This is a genomic window from Leclercia sp. G3L (assembly GCF_021117075.1).
Classification (GTDB): Bacteria; Pseudomonadota; Gammaproteobacteria; order Enterobacterales; family Enterobacteriaceae; genus Enterobacter; species Enterobacter adecarboxylatus_C.
Window position 1 is genome coordinate 3,981,053 of sequence record NZ_CP088265.1, and the last position, 17,431, is coordinate 3,998,483.

Sequence of the window (17,431 nt, forward strand, 5' to 3'; positions counted from 1 at the left end):
TCACTTGTTAACCGGGATCACTGCGCCTTTGTATTTGGTGCGGATCCAGTCCTGAATCTCTTTAGAGTGCAGCACGTCCACCAGCGCCACGATATCCTTCTTCTTCTCATCGCCACGGTGCACGGTGATGATGTTGGCGTACGGGTTGTTTTCACCGCTCTCAACCGCGATTGGATCGTGAACCGGATCCAGACCGGCATCGATGGCGTAGTTGGCGTTGATTACTACGGCAGCGCCTTCGTCGTTGTTGTACATCTGCGGCAGCAGAGAGGCTTCAACGTTCGGGGTGAACTGCAGCTTTTTCGGGTTCTCAACGATGTCGCTGATGCGCGCGGTCACTTTGTCGATGCCTGGCTTCAGCTTGATCACGCCCTCTTTCTCGAAGATAGAGAGGATACGACCCTCTTCAGACACCGCATCACGCATGATTATTTTTCCGCCTTCCGGCAGATCTTTCAGCGACTTGTATTTTTTGGAGTAGATACCGATCGGCTCGATGTGGATCGCCCCGGCGCTGACGAAATCATACTCTTTATCCCCGGCGTGATCTTTCAGCACGCTGTTCAGGTACGGAATGTGCTGGAAGTAGTTGGCGTCGATGTCACGGCCGGCCAGAGCGGTGTTCGGCAGGATGTAATCCTGGAACGGTTTGATCTCCAGATCGATACCCTGCTTCGCCAGAATCGGCTTCGCCTGCTCCAGAATTTCCGCATGCGGGGTGTTGGACGCGCCCACGGTCAGGGTGTCAGCCCAGGAGGCAAAGCTCAGGGCGCTCAGGGTTGCTGCGGCGATCAACGTCAGTGTCTTTTTCATGATGATGGTTCCTGTGTGTTATTAGTGTTTATCTTTTATCAAGAATGGAAGTAATGATGTCGCCGCAGAACTGGATAATGAAAACGATGATCAAAATGGTCACCGTGGCCACCAGCGTGACGTCACCATGGTTGCGCTGGAATCCTTCCAGATAAGCCAGATTTCCCAGACCACCGGCACCAATCACCCCCGCCATTGCGCTGTAGCTGACCAGCGCAATCAGCGTCACCGTGATCCCTGAGACCAGAGCGGGTGATGATTCCGGCAGTAAAACCCGAAAAATTAAGGTGCTCAGTCGGGCACCCATTGAGCGCGTCGCCTCGATCACCCCTTTGTCCACTTCACGCAGGGCAATCTCCACCAGACGGGCGTAGAACGGCGCGGCGCCAACAATCAGCGCAGGCAGCGCGGCATTCGCCCCGAGGATGGTTCCCACCACGGTTTTGGTGAAGGGGATCAGCAACACAATCAGGATGATGAACGGGATCGAACGGAACACGTTCACCACAATCGAAATCACGCTGTAGACCGTGCGGTTGTGGAACATGCCACCCCGGGCGGTTAAAAACAGCGCCAGGCCGAGGACAAGCCCGAGCACAAAGGTCGCGACGCCGGAAAGCGCCGTCATGTACAGCGTTTCCAGGGTGGCAGCCCAGAGCTGGTCCCATTTCAGGTGCGGGAAGAGATTCTCAGCCATGCTTAATTACCTCGCCTTCAATATCACTGTGCTGCAAATCGGCGAGGATATTGTTCAGTTGTTCTTCGGTTGCCACCACGTGCAGCCAGAGCTGGCCGAATACGCCGTGGGCAGTTTGCGTCATTTTGCCGTGCAGGATGTTAAACGGCAGGCCGTAGCGCAGGGTCAGTTCCCCGACAATCGGCTTGTGGGTGCTGTGTCCGGTGAAGGTCAGCTTGATGACGGTACCTTCCAGCTCGTTCGCCAGCTCGGTGTTAAAGGTCTCTTCTTCGGCGTACTGGCTGACCTGACGCACAAACTGTTGCGTAATCGACTGCTGCGGGTGGGTAAAGACCTGCAGCACCTCACCCTCTTCCACCACTTTGCCGTTTTCCATCACCGCCACGCGGTCACAGATCTTGCGCACCACGTGCATTTCATGGGTGATAAGCACGATGGTCAGCTTAAAGCGACGGTTAATGTCGAGGAGCAGATCGAGGATCTGATCGGTAGTCTGGGGGTCCAGCGCCGAGGTGGCCTCGTCGCAGAGCAGGACGTCAGGGTTGTTCGCCAGCGCGCGGGCAATACCGACGCGCTGCTTCTGCCCACCGCTGAGCTGAGACGGATAAGCCTGTTCGCGGCCTTTCAGCCCCACCAGCTCCACCAGTTCCGCCACGCGGGCTTTGATTCTGGCTTTTGGCACCCCGGCAATCTGCATGGAGAAGGCGATGTTCTCGCTCACCGTGCGGGACCACAGCAGGTTGAAGTGCTGAAACACCATACTGATCTTCAGCCGCGCCTGGCGCAGGGCTTCGCCTTTCGCGGCGGAAATATCCTGGCCGTTAATGGTCACGCTGCCGGTGGTCGGTTTTTCCAGGCCGTTGAGCAGGCGGATTAAGGTGCTTTTACCGGCGCCGCTGTAGCCAATAATTCCATAAATCTGTCCCTGCTCTATCGTCAGGTTCACGTTATCAACGGCCGTCAGCGCCACTTTTCCGTTGTCAAAAATCTTCGAAATATTCCTGAGTACTATCATTCTTAGAGTAATCCGTTCGCCCGTGGCGGTTTAGCAGTATGGATGTCCAAATGATAGTAAACAGCCGTTATTAGCTTTTAAATGAATGAAAAGGAATATCTTATAACTTTCAGCGATATGCCGCATGCAGGCTGGCAAAACTCGTAAAGCTCATTTTTAGCAATCAATAGGTATGGGATGGATATGTGGACACGCCCAAACAATTTGCGGCGTTTGACGTAAGGATTTCCGCTCCTGCAACATCCTTACAGTGAACCTTAACGCCTTGATAACAATCCTTTGTGAAACGGCATATAAAATTTTTGAAACGCTGTTTTCATTTTCCTTTTGCGCATTTATCAGCGTATAATGCGCACCTAATCCCTGATGAATGGTTTCAGCGCTTGGACTACAAAAAACAACGCATACAACTTTCCCTCTCTCCCTGGGCTGAAACACAGGCACACATTCTTCTGCACGCTCATTTGATGTCACCTATCCTTACTGCGTGTCACAAAAAATTTCGCAACACAGGTTTGACTCTGAGGCCATGCGCCCCCGGAGCGAGATTTCCATATCCTTCTCAACTTAAAGACTAAGACTGTCATGAAAAAGACGAAAATTGTTTGCACCATCGGCCCGAAAACCGAATCTGAAGAGATGCTGACCAAAATGCTGGAAGCCGGCATGAACGTTATGCGTCTGAACTTCTCTCACGGTGACTATGCTGAACACGGTCAGCGCATTCAGAACCTGCGCAACGTGATGAGCAAGACCGGTAAAAAAGCAGCAATCCTGCTGGATACTAAAGGTCCAGAAATTCGTACCATTAAACTGGAAGGCGGTAATGACGTTTCGCTGAAAGCGGGACAGACCTTCACCTTCACCACTGACAAGTCCGTTGTCGGCAACAGCGAAATCGTTGCTGTGACTTATGAAGGCTTCACCAGCGACCTGTCCGTTGGCAACACCGTACTGGTGGACGACGGCCTGATCGGTATGGAAGTCACCGCTATCGAAGGCAAAAACGTTGTTTGTAAAGTGCTGAACAACGGCGACCTGGGTGAAAACAAAGGCGTTAACCTGCCAGGCGTTTCCATCGCCCTGCCTGCTCTGGCAGAGAAAGACAAACAGGATCTGATCTTCGGCTGCGAGCAAGGCGTTGACTTTGTTGCCGCCTCCTTTATCCGTAAGCGTTCCGACGTGGTTGAAATCCGTGATCACCTGAAAGCGCACGGCGGCGAGCACATCCAGATCATCTCCAAAATCGAAAACCAGGAAGGCCTGAACAACTTCGACGAGATCCTCGAAGCGTCTGACGGCATCATGGTTGCGCGTGGTGACCTGGGCGTTGAGATCCCGGTTGAAGAAGTGATCTTCGCGCAGAAGATGATGATCGAGAAGTGTGTTCGCGCACGTAAAGTGGTGATCACCGCCACCCAGATGCTGGACTCCATGATCAAAAACCCACGTCCAACCCGCGCAGAAGCCGGTGACGTGGCGAACGCCATCCTCGACGGTACCGATGCAGTCATGCTGTCCGGTGAATCCGCGAAGGGTAAATACCCGCTGGAAGCCGTCTCCATCATGGCGACCATCTGCGAGCGTACTGACCGCGTGATGCCAAGCCGTCTTGATAACAACAACGACAGCCGTAAACTGCGCATCACCGAAGCCGTTTGCCGTGGCGCGGTAGAAACTGCTGAGAAACTGGAAGCACCGCTGATCGTGGTTGCCACCCAGGGCGGTAAATCTGCTAAAGCCGTTCGTAAATACTTCCCGAACGCGACTATCCTGGCCCTGACCACTAACGAGATCACTGCTCGTCAGCTGGTACTGAGCAAAGGCGTTGTGCCGCACCTGGTGAAAGAGATCGCTTCTACTGATGATTTCTACCGTCTGGGTAAAGAAGTGGCCCTGCAGCTGGTTGAGCGTGGTCTGGCGCAGAAAGGCGACGTTGTGGTGATGGTTTCCGGTGCGCTGGTACCAAGCGGCACGACTAATACCGCATCTGTTCACGTCCTGTAATAATTTCGAACGAATTAATTTGTATAAAAAGCGTCCTTCGGGGCGCTTTTTTTATTTCCGCTATCAACCAAACTTATTAAAAAAGCAAATCGGGTTTTTCTATTTAACGGGTACGTTTTCTAAGATGAATCCGATGAAAATTGTCTGTTTTTGCACAATATTTTTCACGAAATAGTCAAAACAGGTGCTTCTTTGAGCGAACGATCAAAAATAGGCATATTCCCATCAAAAAAATATTCTCAACCTAAAAAACTTTGTGTAATACTTGTAACGCTACATGGAGATTAACTCAATCTAGAGGGTATTAATAATGAATCGTACTAAACTGGTACTGGGCGCGGTAATCCTGGGTTCTACTCTGCTGGCAGGTTGCTCCAGCAATGCTAAAATCGATCAGCTGTCTTCTGACGTTCAGACTCTGAACGCTAAAGTTGACCAGCTGAGCAACGACGTGAACGCAATGCGTTCCGACGTTCAGGCTGCTAAAGATGACGCAGCTCGCGCTAACCAGCGTCTGGACAACCAGGCTACTAAATACCGTAAGTAATAGTACCTGTGTTAATAAAATGGCGCACATTGTGCGCCATTTTTTTTGCCCCGCATTTCGCTTTACTGAATCGCCACTTCATGCCCACCCTGAGGCGCTGCCGCCGGAAGCTGCGTATTACGCGCTGACAACCCCGTACTGTCGACCTGCGGCCCGGCCCCTGTCGATACCACCACCGGGATCCCTGCCCGACGTGACAACGCTTTATTCACCAACGTCTTATCGCTACCGCCCTGCGCCATAAAGGACGCAAAGGCCCCGGACTGCGCGATCGCCAGGGTTTGCGGGTTTTCCCCCTCTACCGACGCCAGCGGACGATGCACTTCAACGTAGCGCTTACCGTCCGGCTCAACCGAGAACTTCACCGGTTCATTGATGATCTGCACCCGCGTGCCGACCGATGTCTGGGCAAAGAGCGCTTTGATATCCGGCGCATTCATGCGCATACAGCCGGAGCTGACGCGCAACCCAACGCTATCCGGTGCGCTGGTACCGTGGATGAGATATTCGCCGTTACCCACGCCCAGACGCAGCGCAAAGCGCCCCAGTGGGTTATTGGGGCCTGCGGGGACGACCGGGGGCAGCTTGATGCCCTGCTCCAGCGAGCGCGCTCTGATGCCCGCTGTGGGGGTCCAGGTTGGATTGGGGATCTTCTGGCTGATGCGGGTCACGGTGACCGGCGTTTCCAGCCCCAGTTGACCAATGCCCAACGGGTAAACCTGAACGATGTTTTCTCCCGGCGGATAGTAGTAGAGCCGCAGCTCCGCCAGGTTCACCACGATCCCCTCCCGGGGGGTATCCGGCAGCAGCATTTGCGACGGGATAGTGATCTCCGTTCCCGGCGCCGGATAGACCGGGGCGATGGTATTATTGGTTTCAAGTATTAAGTGCGCAGCGGTATTAAATCGCCGCGCGATGGCCTGCAACTTATTATCGCCTTCCTGAATGATATACGTCTGGTTTTGCCCGATAAGCCGACTGCCCGCCGGCGGCAAGGGATAATCCACCGCCAGGGCGCTATTAAGCGCGCTGAGCGAACCAAAGAGAATAAGAGTAACAAGGGACGCGCGCTTCATACTGAGATTCCTTATTCACTGACCGATCGTCAGAAAGCTGAAAAATCCACGAGGCGGGAACCACCTCGTGAAACAGAATGATAGCTGTCCTGTTAGTTTAGCTAATGTTGGCGGCTTTGGAGCGGATTGCGCGGATCATCGCCTCAAGACCCTGAGAGCGCGAAGGCGTTAAATGCTGGGTAAGCGCCATTTTTTCAAACCACGGGCGCACGTCAAAAGCGACAATATCCTGCGGGGACATCTGCTGATATAAAATAAACACCACGGCTATTAGGCCTTTTACTATTGCCGCATCACTGTCGCCCGCTAATTCAATCATTCCGGACTCGTTCTGGTGCATTATTATCCACACCTGGCTCTGACAGCCCTGAATACTATTTTCCGGAACGTGCGCGCTTTCGCTGAGGGCAGGCAGACGCTGCCCCAGCTCAATGATGTAGAGATATTTCTCTTCCCAGTTTGCGCAACGCGTAAAGTTACGCAGCAATTTGTCTCTGTCTGGCAATGCAGCCATCTCTTGCCCTCTTTTAGCCCAGCAGGTGGTGGATACGCTTCAGCCCTGCCACTAGCCTGTCGACCTCTTCCAGTGTGTTGTACATTACCAGCGATGCGCGACACATTGCCGGTACCTGATAGAATGCCATCAGCGGCATGGCGCAGTGATGCCCGGTGCGCACCGCCACCCCGTAGTTATCGAGGAAACTGCCGACGTCATAGGCGTGGTGTTTCCCGAGATTAAAGGCGATCACTCCCTGACGATCTGCCGGGCCGTACAGGGTCAGATCCGGCACGCTGGCAAGCTCTGCCAGGGCGTAGTGCATCAGCATCTGCTCGTACTCGGCGATGGCATCGAGGCCAACGGACGAGACATACTCCATCGCCGCCCCGAGACCGATAATGCCCCCGGTGTTAGGCGTCCCGGCTTCAAAACGCCACGGCGCGCGGGCATAGGTGGTGCCTTCGCTCAGGCTGACGGTGGCGATCATTGACCCGCCCCCTTCCCACGGCGGCATCTTCTGCAGGATATCGTCTTTGACGTACAGCACGCCGATCCCGGTCGGGCCGTAGAGCTTATGCCCGGAGAAGACGTAAAAATCGCAGTCCAGCGCCTGCACGTCCACGGTGTGATGCATCACCGCCTGCGCCCCGTCCACCAGCACTTTCGCGCCGACAAGATGGGCTTTAGCGATAATGTCCGCCACCGGGTTTTCGGTGCCCAGCACGTTGGAGATTTGGGTGATAGCCACCAGCCGGGTGCGTTCATCCAGCAGCGTATCCAGCTGTTCAAGCTGGAGCGTGCCGTCCTGATTCAGCGGGATCACCCGCAGCTCGGCCCCGACCCGCTCGCACAGCATCTGCCAGGGCACAATATTGGCGTGATGCTCCATCTGGCTGATGATGATGTTATCGCCCGTATGGACCTCAGCACTGCCCCAGCTATTCGCCACCAGATTGATCCCTTCGGTGGTGCCGCGCACAAACACCAGCTCTTCCGGCGAGCGGGCATTTAAAAATGCCGCCGCCCGGGTACGGACGTTCTCCATCCGCTGCGTCGCTTCGGCGCTGAGGGTGTGGATCCCCCGATGCACCGCCGCGTAACCGTGCCGGTAAAACTCCGCCTCGGCCTCGATCACCTGCGCGGGCTTTTGCGCGCTGGCGGCGCTGTCGAGATAGGCAAGCGGCAGACCGTTCACTTCACGGGTCAGGACGGGAAAATCCGCCCGCACTTTCTCTACAGGAAAACTCATGCCACACCTCCGGGCAGACGCTGACCGATTCGCGCCAGCACCTGCTGTCTTAAGGTTTCATCTCCGAGCGCTTCGGTCAGCTCAGCGGCGAAGGCGTAAATGATCATCTTCTCTGCCGCCTGCTTATCGATCCCGCGGGAGCGCAGATAGAACATCTGCTCATCATCAATACGACCCACCGTTGCCCCGTGGCTGCATTTCACGTCATCGGCATAGATTTCCAGCTGCGGTTTGGTGTCCACCTCCGCCAGCCGGCCCATCAGCAGATTATTGTTGGTCATCTGCCCGTCGGTTTTGATGGCGTGCTGCGCCACGTTAATCAGCCCATTAAAGACCGCCCGGCCCTTATCGCTGACGATAGTTTTGTGCAGCTGCCGACTGCTGCAGTAGCCCTTGTTGTGCTCAAGCCAGGTCCGGGTGTCGCACACTTCGGTTTTCACCGGCATTGCCAGGCTGTTAATGCGCAGCGTGGTGTTTTCGCCGTTGAGCTGGGTGCTGGTGTTATGGCGCAGTACCGCCCCGCCCAGCAGGAAGCTGTGGCTGTATGCTGCCGCATCGGCGGCAAGCTGGAGGTCGTTATGGGCGAAGTGATGACTCGCCGCATTCTCAAACGCCAGCTTGATATGGTGCAGCTGAGCGTTGGCCGCCACGCTCATGGTCAGACGCGAGCCGGTGAAATGGCGCGCCGGGGTCAGACTGGCATAGTGTTCAATAACCGTCGCCTCGGCCCCTTCGCCCAGCTCCAGATGGTGGCGATAGTGGGCGGTGTTGATCTCCTCCCCCTCAAGCCCCTGGGTGATGTGCATCAGCAACAGCGGCTTCGCAGGACGCGCGTTACGCTTCACGCGGATATGGGTCACGCTCTGCGCCAGACTCTCGGTAAGATGCAGGAACAGCTCCGGCTGCACCGGTGCCGCCAGGCTCTGGCGCTCGTCGTTAATAACGACCTCAAAGCCGCTGTCGTCGGCGCTGTCGCTCAGCGCCGGGCTAAAGCGCCCGTCCACAAACACCAGCCGGGTGGCGTCGAGGGTGAGCGCCAGCGCATCACGATCGGTCGGTTGCACGCTGGCAGGCCGGGTGACAAACTCGCCGTTGAGCAGCCCTTCCAGCGGGGTGTATTTCCAGTTCTCGTGCTTACGCGTCGGCAGGCCGAGGCGCAGCATCTGCTGCAGGTGCTGCTGGGCCTGCTCCGAGCGCGTTCCGCCCTGGGCCTCAAACAGACGGTGCCACTGCTGCAGCGCGTTACTGCTGTTCGCTAAGCCAGCCATAGCCCTGCTCCTCCAGCTGTTTCACCAGCGTGAAATCACCGGATTTCACAATCCGCCCCTGATAGAGCACATGCACGTAGTCCGGCTTGATGTAGTCGAGAATACGCTGGTAGTGAGTCACGATGATGAACGACCGCTTACCGTCGCGCAGGGCGTTAACGCCGTCGGCGACAATTTTCAGGGCGTCAATGTCCAGCCCGGAGTCGGTTTCATCGAGAATGCACAGCTCCGGCTCCAGCACCGCCATCTGCAGGATGTCGTTACGCTTCTTCTCCCCGCCGGAAAAACCGACGTTGACCGAACGGGTAAGCAGATCTTCCGGCATCTTCAACAGCTGGATCTTCTCTTCCATCAGATCCTGAAAATCGAAGCGATCCAGCTCCTCTTCGCTGCGGTATTTACGCACCGCATTCAGCGCGGTCTGCAGGAAGAACTGGTTGCTGACCCCGGGGATCTCCACCGGATACTGGAAGGCCATAAAAATGCCTTCGCCGGCGCGATCTTCCGGCGACAGCTCGAGCAGATCTTTGCCCTTAAAGTCGACCGAACCGCCGACCACTTCGTAATCTTCGCGCCCGGCCAGGGTGGCAGAGAGCGTGCTTTTCCCCGAGCCGTTTGGCCCCATAATGGCGTGCACTTCGCCCGGACGCACGTCCAGGCTCAGGCCGCGCAGGATCGCTTTATCTTCCACACTGACCTGTAAATCTTTAATGCTTAACATGTGCTTTCCTTAATCCTTAACCGACGCTGTGTTCAAGGCTAATCGCCAGTAATTTCTGCGCTTCAACGGCAAACTCCAGCGGCAGTTCAGAGAACACATCCTTACAGAAGCCGTTCACGATCATTGAAATGGCATCCTCTTCGCTGATGCCGCGCTGCAGACAGTAGAAGAGCTGATCTTCACCAATCCGCGAGGTGGTAGCTTCGTGCTCCAGCTGGGCGCTGTTGTTACGGCACTCGACGTACGGGAAAGTATGCGCCCCGCAGTCCGGGCCAATCAGCATCGAGTCACACTGGGTAAAGTTGCGCGCGTTGGTGGCCGTCGGCATGATTTTGACCAGCCCGCGGTAGCTGTTCTGGCTTTTACCCGCCGAGATCCCCTTCGAGATGATGGTCGATTTGGTGTTCTTGCCGATGTGGATCATCTTGGTGCCGGTATCGGCCTGCTGATGCCCGCTGGTGAGCGCCACCGAGTAGAACTCGCCGATAGAGTTATCCCCGCGCAGGATGCAGCTCGGGTACTTCCAGGTGATGGCGGAGCCGGTTTCGGACTGGGTCCAGGACATCTTGCTGTTTTCGCCTTCGCACAATGCGCGCTTGGTGACGAAGTTCAGAATGCCGCCGGTGTTGTTATCCCCCGGGAACCAGTTCTGCACCGTGGAGTATTTCACTTCGGCGTCTTTATGGATGATCACCTCCACCACCGCGGCGTGCAGCTGATAGCTGTCGCGAACCGGGGCGGAACAGCCCTCGATATAGCTGACGTAGCTACCCTCGTCGGCCACCAGAATGGTGCGTTCAAACTGGCCGGTTTTCTCAGCGTTGATGCGGAAATAGGTCGACAGCTCCATCGGGCAGCGCACGCCCTTCGGCACATAGATAAAGGTGCCGTCAGAGGCTACCGCCGCGTTCAGCGCCGCAAAGAAGTTGTCGTTGCCCGGCACCACCGTGCCGAGGTACTTCTTCACCAGCTCGGGATGATCGTGGATGGCTTCGCCAAAGGAGCAGAAGATGATCCCCTGCTCACCCAGCTTTTCACGATAGGTAGTGGCGACCGAGACGGAGTCGAAGATGGCGTCCACCGCCACCTCGCGTCCTTCCCGCACCGGCACGCCAAGCTGCTCGAAGGCCTCTTCCACCTCTTTGCTTAAAAAGGCGTTAGCCCCGGTCTGCTGTACCGCGCCGGGCTCAGAGGCGCAGGTGTCGTCGCAATTGCCGCACGACGGCGCAGAGTAGTAGCTGTAATCCTGATAGTTCAGCTTATCGTAGTGCGCCTTCAGCCAGTGCGGCTCTTCCATCTCCAGCCAGGCTTTGAACGCATTCAGGCGGAACTCCAGCATCCAGTCTGGCTCGTTGCGCTTGGCGGAAATGGCGCGGATCACCTCTTCATTGATCCCTTTTGCCAGCTCATCGGTCTGCAATTGGGTGAAGAAGCCCTCTTTGTAATTGATATGGCCGCCGGACCAGGTGTTGACGTCGTCAGTTGCTTCAGTATGTCGAGACATAATACCGCCTATACCCCAAAACTTTCGCCGCAGCCGCATTCGTTCTGGGCTTTCGGGTTATTGAATTTGAATAACTGGTTTAAGCCTTCGCGCACGTAATCCACTTCCGTGCCGTCAATAAACGGCATCGCCTGCAAGGGAACATACAGTCTGGCGCCATCCTGCTCGAAAAGTAGATCGTCTTTGGCCGGTTCGCTGACGGTATCGAGCACATAACCAAAGCCGGCGCAGCCGGTAGTCTTAACGCCTAACCGCACGCCCAGCATGCCCGCCTGCTTGCTTACCAGCTCGCGTATATGCGCCGCTGCGGCAGGTGTAAGCGACAATCCACGCCACGCAAATTCCGTCGGATCAAATGTTTCTGAATGCTGTTGCATAAATCCACCTCTTGTATTGCGCCCCCAGGGCATAACACCATGTTAGTGATAATGATTATCACTTCAACCCCTCAGTTGCAGGGGCATTCGGCTTAACCGCCCTTTTTGGCTACTTTCATTAAGCATAGACCCTGCTATGGAGGTTAACAGGGATGATCACATTAACTTAACATGTTGATCGGAGGAGGGATTTCCCATTAATTCGCGGCTGAACGGGATAAATACAAAATATGTATAGAAAATGCCTATTTTTGGGATAGGAAGTGTGCCGATGCGGCTGATCTTACCTGTAAGCGTATTCTGAAAGAGCCCCAGGGTGGGCTATAGCCAGGCTGTGGGTACGCTATCCTTGATGTAAAGGGGCCAGCATCAGGAGGGGATATGCTTACTGCACTGTTGATAACCGCCATCCTTGCCGTGGTCATTACCGGCCTGGTCATTCTGTCGGCCATGCAGGATCTTAGAGACGATTATTGAAGGTAAACAAAGGGCCGCAGATGGGCCGCGCAAAAAAGAAAACCCTTAAGACTACTGGAATAGTCTTAAGGGTTTCTTGCTCCATCCGGCGCTTATCTCCGGCACTCATCATGGCTTAGCTCTTGAAGGAGCATAAGAATAATCTCATGATTCATGCTGTGGGATTTAACATAAATTGCGACCTGTCAGAAATCAATGCTGTTTCAATGAGATGGAAATGTAAAAAGGCCGCTTTCGCGGCCTTCACTTTTATACGACTGCGGTCGTCAACCGCGACGAGCAGCACAACCGCTGCTGTTCATCGAAGATATCAATCTGCCACACCTGGTGTCGCCCGCCGGTATGCAGAGCGCGACAGACGCCGCGCACTCGCCCGCTGCGCACGGAACGTATGTGGTTGGCATTGACCTCCAGCCCCACCACCTTCTGCTCCCCTTCGGTGCAGAGATAGCCCGCTACCGAGCCCAGGGTTTCGGCCAGCACCACCGACGCACCGCCGTGCAGCAGGCCAAACGGCTGATGAGTGCGGCTGTCCACCGGCATGGTCGCTTCCAGTTCATCTTCGCCGATGCGGGTAAACTCGATGTCCAGCAACCCCACCATGTTTCCGTCGCTCATGGCGTTTAACGCCTGCAGGGTGACAGCACGTTTCCAGATCATCCCATAATCTCCAGTAAAGCCTGCAATGGATGGCGTACGCCGCTACCCTCGACGCGCTTCACCTGGCTGCGGCAGGAGTAGCCGGTCGCCAGACAGCGATTACGCGGCAAACGCTGCATCGCCTGATGCCAGGAGAGCTCATAGATCCCCAGCGAGTTCTTGTGGTTCACCACCTCATGGCCGTAGGTCCCGGCCATGCCGCAGCAGCCGACGCTGACGCTCTCAAGCTTCGCACCAAAGCGGGCAAAGATCGTAGCCCACTGGGCAGGCGCGCCCGGCAGCGCGGTGACTTCGGTACAGTGGCCGAACAGGTACCAGGATTCGCCGCTGGTCTCCCGGGCGGCTTGCCCGTCGACAATCGCCGGGAGCCACTCATGTACCAGCATCACGTGGAAGTCGCCTCGCTTGTCACCGAGGGTCTGCTTGTACTCATCGCGATAGCAAAGCACCAGCGCCGGATCGACGCCGACCATCGGCATCCCCAGCAGCGCCACCCGGCTAAGGAAGTCAGAGGTCTTTTGCGCCGTTTTGGCGAAACGATTGAGGAAACCTTTAATGTGCTGGGCTTTCCCGTTCGGCGAGAACGGCAGCAGTACCGGCTGATAGCCCAGTCGCTCTACCAGACGAATAAAGTCGGCCACTACCTGCGCGTCGTAATAGCTGGTGAACGGGTCCTGCACCACCAGCACGGTTTTCGCTTTCTGCTCCGGGCTCAGGGCCTCCAGCTGCTCAAGGGTCAGGTTGGCGGAGCGGTGGCCCACCAGCTGGCGCTGCAGCGACGGCGTGGAGAGCAGCGGCAGGTCAATCATGCCGATATGCTTCTCGGACAGTTTACGCACCAGCGGCTGGTTGATAAAGAAGTTGAAGGTGCGCGGCGCGCGGGCCATCAGCGGGGCATAGCTCTCAACCGTCGCCACCAGATGATCGCGCATCGGGCGCAGGTAACGGCTGTGGTAGAGCTGCAGGAAGCGCGAACGGAACTCCGGCACGTCGATCTTAATCGGGCACTGGGTAGAGCAGGCTTTACAGGCCAGGCAGCCGGACATCGCCTCTTTCACCTCGTGGGAGAAATCGTACTCCCCTTTGCGCGCGTGCCAGCTGTTACGGGTGCGCTCAACGAGAGTGCGCAGACTGGCGCGTTTTTCCGGCAGCTCTTTCTCCAGCGCCAGCGGATCCACGCCGCGGTCGGCCAGTAGACGCAGCCACTCGCGCACCAGGGTGGCGCGCCCTTTCGGGGAGTGGATGCGGTTGCTGGTGATCTTCATCGACGGGCACATCGGGCTTTTGGCATCGAAGTTAAAGCACAGGCCGTTGCCGTTACACTCCATCGCGCCGCGCCAGGAGGCGCGCACCGCAATCGGGATCTGGCGATCGAAGGTGCCGCGTTTCACCGCGTCTACCTGCATCATTGGGGCATCCACGCCCTCAGGCGGACAGATTTTACCTGGGTTGAGCCGGTTGTCCGGGTCGAAGGCCGCTTTGATTTTGCGCAGCTCGCCAAACAGCGCTTCGCCGAAGAAGGCCGGGCTGTACTCCGCGCGGAACCCTTTCCCGTGCTCGCCCCACAGCAGACCGCCGTATTTTGCGGTGAGGGCTACCACGTCATCGGAGATCTGCTTCATCAGCATCTCCTGCTGCGGATCGCACATGTCCAGCGCAGGGCGAACGTGCAGTACCCCGGCATCGACGTGGCCGAACATGCCGTAGCTCAGGCCGTGGCTGTCGAGCAGGGCGCGGAATTCGACAATATAGTCGGCGAGGTGTTCCGGCGGGACGCAGGTATCTTCGGCAAAGGGGATCGGCTTGGCCGCCCCTTTGGCGTTACCCAACAGGCCGACCGCTTTTTTACGCATCGCATAGATACGCTCAATACCGGCAAGCTCGTTGCACAGCTGCCAGCCAATTACCCCGCCCTCGCCCCGGGCGATCAGCTCGTCGAGCCGCTGGCACAGAGCCGCGACCTGACTTTCGATGAGTTCGGCGTCATCACCGGCAAACTCAACGATGTTCAGGCCCAGCATCTCTTTGTCGGGCACGTCGGCGATCAGCTCGCTGACCGAGTGCCAGACAATATCTTCCCGCGCCAGGTTGAGCACTTTGGAGTCGACGGTTTCCACCGACAATGCGCGGGCATCCACCATAAAGGGGGCATTACGCAGCGCAGAGTCAAATGAGTTGTACTTGACGTTCACCAGCCGGCGCACTTTTGGCAGCGGGGTGATGTCGAGACGCGCCTCGGTGATAAAGGCCAGCGTGCCTTCTGAACCGGTCAGGATGCGGGTCAAATCGAACTGGCTCAGGTCGTCATTGAAGACATGACGCAGATCGTAGCCGGTCAGGAAGCGGTTCAGTTTCGGGAATTTATCGATAATCAGCTGGCGGTTGTCGCGACAGCTGTCCAGCACGGTGCGGTAGATGCGCCCGGCGGTGGTGTTGTCCGTCCCGAGCGTCTCGGCCAGTTCGACCGGCACGGGCTGGGTATCGAGAATATCGCCGCCAAGCAGCACCGCCCGCACCCCGAGGACGTGATCGGAGGTTTTGCCGTACACCAGCGAGCCCTGACCCGAGGCGTCGGTGTTGATCATCCCGCCGAGGGTGGCACGGTTACTGGTCGACAGCTCCGGGGCAAAAAAGTAGCCGTAGGGCTTCAGGTACTGGTTAAGCTGATCCTTGATCACCCCGGCTTCAACCCGCACCCACCCCTCTTCCGGGTTGATCTCAATGATGCGGTTCATATAGCGGGACATGTCGACAACGATCCCGGTATTCAGCGCCTGGCCGTTGGTGCCGGTGCCGCCGCCGCGGGGGGTAAAGATCAGCGAAGCGAAACGCTCCTGGGATGCTACACGGGCCAGCAGGGCCACATCAGCGGTAGAACGGGGAAAAACGACTGCATCGGGAAGTAGCTGGTAGACACTGTTGTCGGTCGCCATGGTCAGCCTGTCGGCATAACGTGTGGCGGTATCGCCGGTAAAACCCTGTTGCTCCAAAGCCTGCAAAAAATTGAGCACCAGCTGAACGACGCCGGGTGCCTGAGAAATTTGTGGGATCATTACTGTCGACCCTGCCCCATCTGAATTGTTGTAGATAATCGTTTGCGTTGTATCTCACATTTTGTATCACATTTTATTCATATGCGCCCGACAGAATTACAGGCAGAATCAGCCTGTTAAAAATCGCTGAAATCACTAATGATTAGAGTGATGCAGTTTCCTGTTCTCACCGGTCTTTCCGGTGTCCTTCAAAGGTAAATTTCAACTATGGTCAATCGACACCAGCCCAGGGACGTTGCACAAGTTTTGCTGTCGGTGCTGTTTCTGGCAATCATGATTATTGCGTGTCTGTGGATTGTTCAACCCTTCATTCTTGGCTTTGCCTGGGCGGGGACGGTAGTCATCGCCACCTGGCCGCTGTTTCTCCGTTTAGAGCGCTTGCTGTTTGGTCGCCGCGCGCTAGCGGTGCTGGTGATGACGCTGCTGCTGGTACTGCTGTTTGTCATCCCCGTTGCCCTACTGGTGAATAGCCTGGTGGACGGCAGCGGCCCGCTCATCACCAGCATCACCAGCGGGGATATGACCTTACCGACGCTGGACTGGCTGAACGATATCCCGCTGATTGGCGATAAGCTCTATGCCGGCTGGCATAACCTGCTGGATATGGGCGGCAGCGCCATCATGGCGAAGGTGCGGCCTTATGTTGGCGCGACCACCACCTGGTTTGTCGGTACCGCCGCGCACCTGGGCCGCTTTGTTGTCCACTGCGTGTTGATGCTGCTGTTCAGCGCCCTGCTCTACTGGCGCGGCGAGCAGGTAGCGCTCGGGGTTCGTCATTTTGCGACCCGTCTGGCCTCCGCCCGCGGCGATGCGGCGATGCTGCTGGCGGCGCAGGCCGTGCGTGCGGTTGCGTTGGGCGTGGTGGTGACGGCGCTGGTGCAGTCGGTGCTGGGCGGAATTGGTCTGGCGATTTCCGGCGTGCCTTATGCCACTCTCTTTACCGTGCTGATGCTGTTAACCTGTCTGATGCAGCTGGGGCCTCTGCTGGTGCTGGTCCCGGCAATTGTCTGGCTCTACTGGAGCGGTGATACCACCTGGGGCACGGTGCTGCTGGTGTGGAGCTGCGTGGTGGGCACGATGGATAACGTTATTCGTCCGATACTGATTCGCATGGGCGCTGACCTGCCGTTAATCCTGATCCTCTCTGGCGTTATCGGCGGGTTGATTGCCTTCGGGATGATCGGTCTGTTTATCGGGCCGGTGCTGCTGGCGGTCTCCTGGCGACTGTTCTCCGCGTGGGTACACGAAGTCCCGCTGCCGCCGACCGATCCCGACGCGCTGCTTGAAGCGCTGAACGAGACGGAAGAGCTGAAGAAGTAAATTCCGGTTCTGGTGGGTTCGCCCACCAGAATGTTAAGCGTCACTTATCATTTCAATTTCCCTTAAGCGCAGCTAAACCCGTTTTTATCCGCAATTGCCTCATTACTCTCATAAAATCTTCACTTTCTTTAAACTATTGAGACGAATC

Annotated in this window: 15 protein-coding genes; 3 read left to right on the plus strand and 12 right to left on the minus strand. The window is 56.6% G+C overall.

The genetic code is table 11. The features are described from left to right. The 3 genes from LRS40_RS20570 to LRS40_RS20580 are packed head-to-tail and all read right to left on the minus strand — an operon-like array spanning position 1 to position 2,525. Entirely contained in the window at positions 1-813 is an 813-nt protein-coding gene (locus LRS40_RS20570) for a MetQ/NlpA family ABC transporter substrate-binding protein (RefSeq protein WP_142489206.1), read from the minus strand. Positions 814-841: 28 nt separating this feature from the next. Beyond that, positions 842-1,510 (minus strand): methionine ABC transporter permease, encoded by a 669-nt coding sequence (locus tag LRS40_RS20575; RefSeq protein WP_103179330.1) that lies wholly within the window; start codon positions 1,508-1,510, stop codon positions 842-844. Then, on the minus strand, positions 1,503-2,525 hold the full coding sequence (locus tag LRS40_RS20580) for a methionine ABC transporter ATP-binding protein (RefSeq protein ID WP_156263619.1): 1,023 nt from the start codon (positions 2,523-2,525) through the stop codon (positions 1,503-1,505). Before LRS40_RS20580 ends, LRS40_RS20575 begins: the two co-directional genes overlap by 8 nt. A gap of 585 nt (positions 2,526-3,110) precedes the next feature. On the opposite strand from LRS40_RS20580, the gene pykF reads away from it, so the two are divergent. Both pykF and lpp read left to right on the plus strand, forming a co-directional pair. Further along, a complete protein-coding gene (gene pykF / locus LRS40_RS20585; RefSeq protein WP_231312533.1) occupies positions 3,111-4,532 on the plus strand; it encodes a pyruvate kinase PykF in 1,422 nt (473 codons plus the stop codon). Positions 4,533-4,842: 310 nt separating this feature from the next. Next, a complete protein-coding gene (gene lpp / locus LRS40_RS20590; protein ID WP_001082307.1) occupies positions 4,843-5,079 on the plus strand; it encodes a murein lipoprotein Lpp in 237 nt (78 codons plus the stop codon). A 62-nt stretch (positions 5,080-5,141) separates the two neighbouring features. On the opposite strand, the gene LRS40_RS20595 is transcribed toward lpp, so the two are convergent. From LRS40_RS20595 to LRS40_RS20635, 9 genes are all read right to left on the minus strand, one after another. Beyond that, the gene (locus LRS40_RS20595) at positions 5,142-6,155 is read right to left on the minus strand and encodes a L,D-transpeptidase family protein (RefSeq protein WP_231312534.1); all 1,014 of its coding nucleotides are present in this window, start codon (positions 6,153-6,155) and stop codon (positions 5,142-5,144) included. Between the two features lie 97 nt (positions 6,156-6,252). Beyond that, the gene (gene sufE / locus LRS40_RS20600) at positions 6,253-6,669 is read right to left on the minus strand and encodes a cysteine desulfuration protein SufE (protein WP_142489201.1); all 417 of its coding nucleotides are present in this window, start codon (positions 6,667-6,669) and stop codon (positions 6,253-6,255) included. 13 nt (positions 6,670-6,682) lie between these two features. Next, positions 6,683-7,903 (minus strand): cysteine desulfurase SufS, encoded by a 1,221-nt coding sequence (sufS, locus tag LRS40_RS20605; RefSeq protein WP_156263617.1) that lies wholly within the window; start codon positions 7,901-7,903, stop codon positions 6,683-6,685. After that, complete coding sequence (sufD, locus tag LRS40_RS20610; RefSeq protein ID WP_231312535.1) at positions 7,900-9,171, minus strand: Fe-S cluster assembly protein SufD; 1,272 nt, start codon at positions 9,169-9,171, stop codon at positions 7,900-7,902. Before sufD ends, sufS begins: the two co-directional genes overlap by 4 nt. Then, positions 9,146-9,892 (minus strand): Fe-S cluster assembly ATPase SufC, encoded by a 747-nt coding sequence (gene sufC, locus LRS40_RS20615; protein ID WP_142489198.1) that lies wholly within the window; start codon positions 9,890-9,892, stop codon positions 9,146-9,148. The genes sufD and sufC overlap by 26 nt, the downstream gene beginning before the upstream one ends. A gap of 16 nt (positions 9,893-9,908) precedes the next feature. Then, on the minus strand, positions 9,909-11,396 hold the full coding sequence (gene sufB / locus LRS40_RS20620; RefSeq protein WP_231312536.1) for a Fe-S cluster assembly protein SufB: 1,488 nt from the start codon (positions 11,394-11,396) through the stop codon (positions 9,909-9,911). A gap of 8 nt (positions 11,397-11,404) precedes the next feature. Beyond that, entirely contained in the window at positions 11,405-11,773 is a 369-nt protein-coding gene (gene sufA / locus LRS40_RS20625) for a Fe-S cluster assembly scaffold SufA (RefSeq protein ID WP_106993654.1), read from the minus strand. Between the two features lie 726 nt (positions 11,774-12,499). Beyond that, a complete protein-coding gene (gene menI, locus LRS40_RS20630; RefSeq protein ID WP_231312538.1) occupies positions 12,500-12,910 on the minus strand; it encodes a 1,4-dihydroxy-2-naphthoyl-CoA hydrolase in 411 nt (136 codons plus the stop codon). Continuing rightward, a complete protein-coding gene (locus tag LRS40_RS20635; protein ID WP_231312539.1) occupies positions 12,907-15,963 on the minus strand; it encodes an FAD-binding and (Fe-S)-binding domain-containing protein in 3,057 nt (1,018 codons plus the stop codon). Before LRS40_RS20635 ends, menI begins: the two co-directional genes overlap by 4 nt. Positions 15,964-16,170: 207 nt before the next feature. Here LRS40_RS20635 and ydiK point away from each other — a divergent pair, with 207 nt between their 5' ends. Then, positions 16,171-17,283, plus strand: a complete 1,113-nt coding sequence (gene ydiK, locus LRS40_RS20640) for an AI-2E family transporter YdiK (protein WP_142489195.1) — start codon at positions 16,171-16,173, stop codon at positions 17,281-17,283. Positions 17,284-17,431 lie beyond the last annotated feature (148 nt).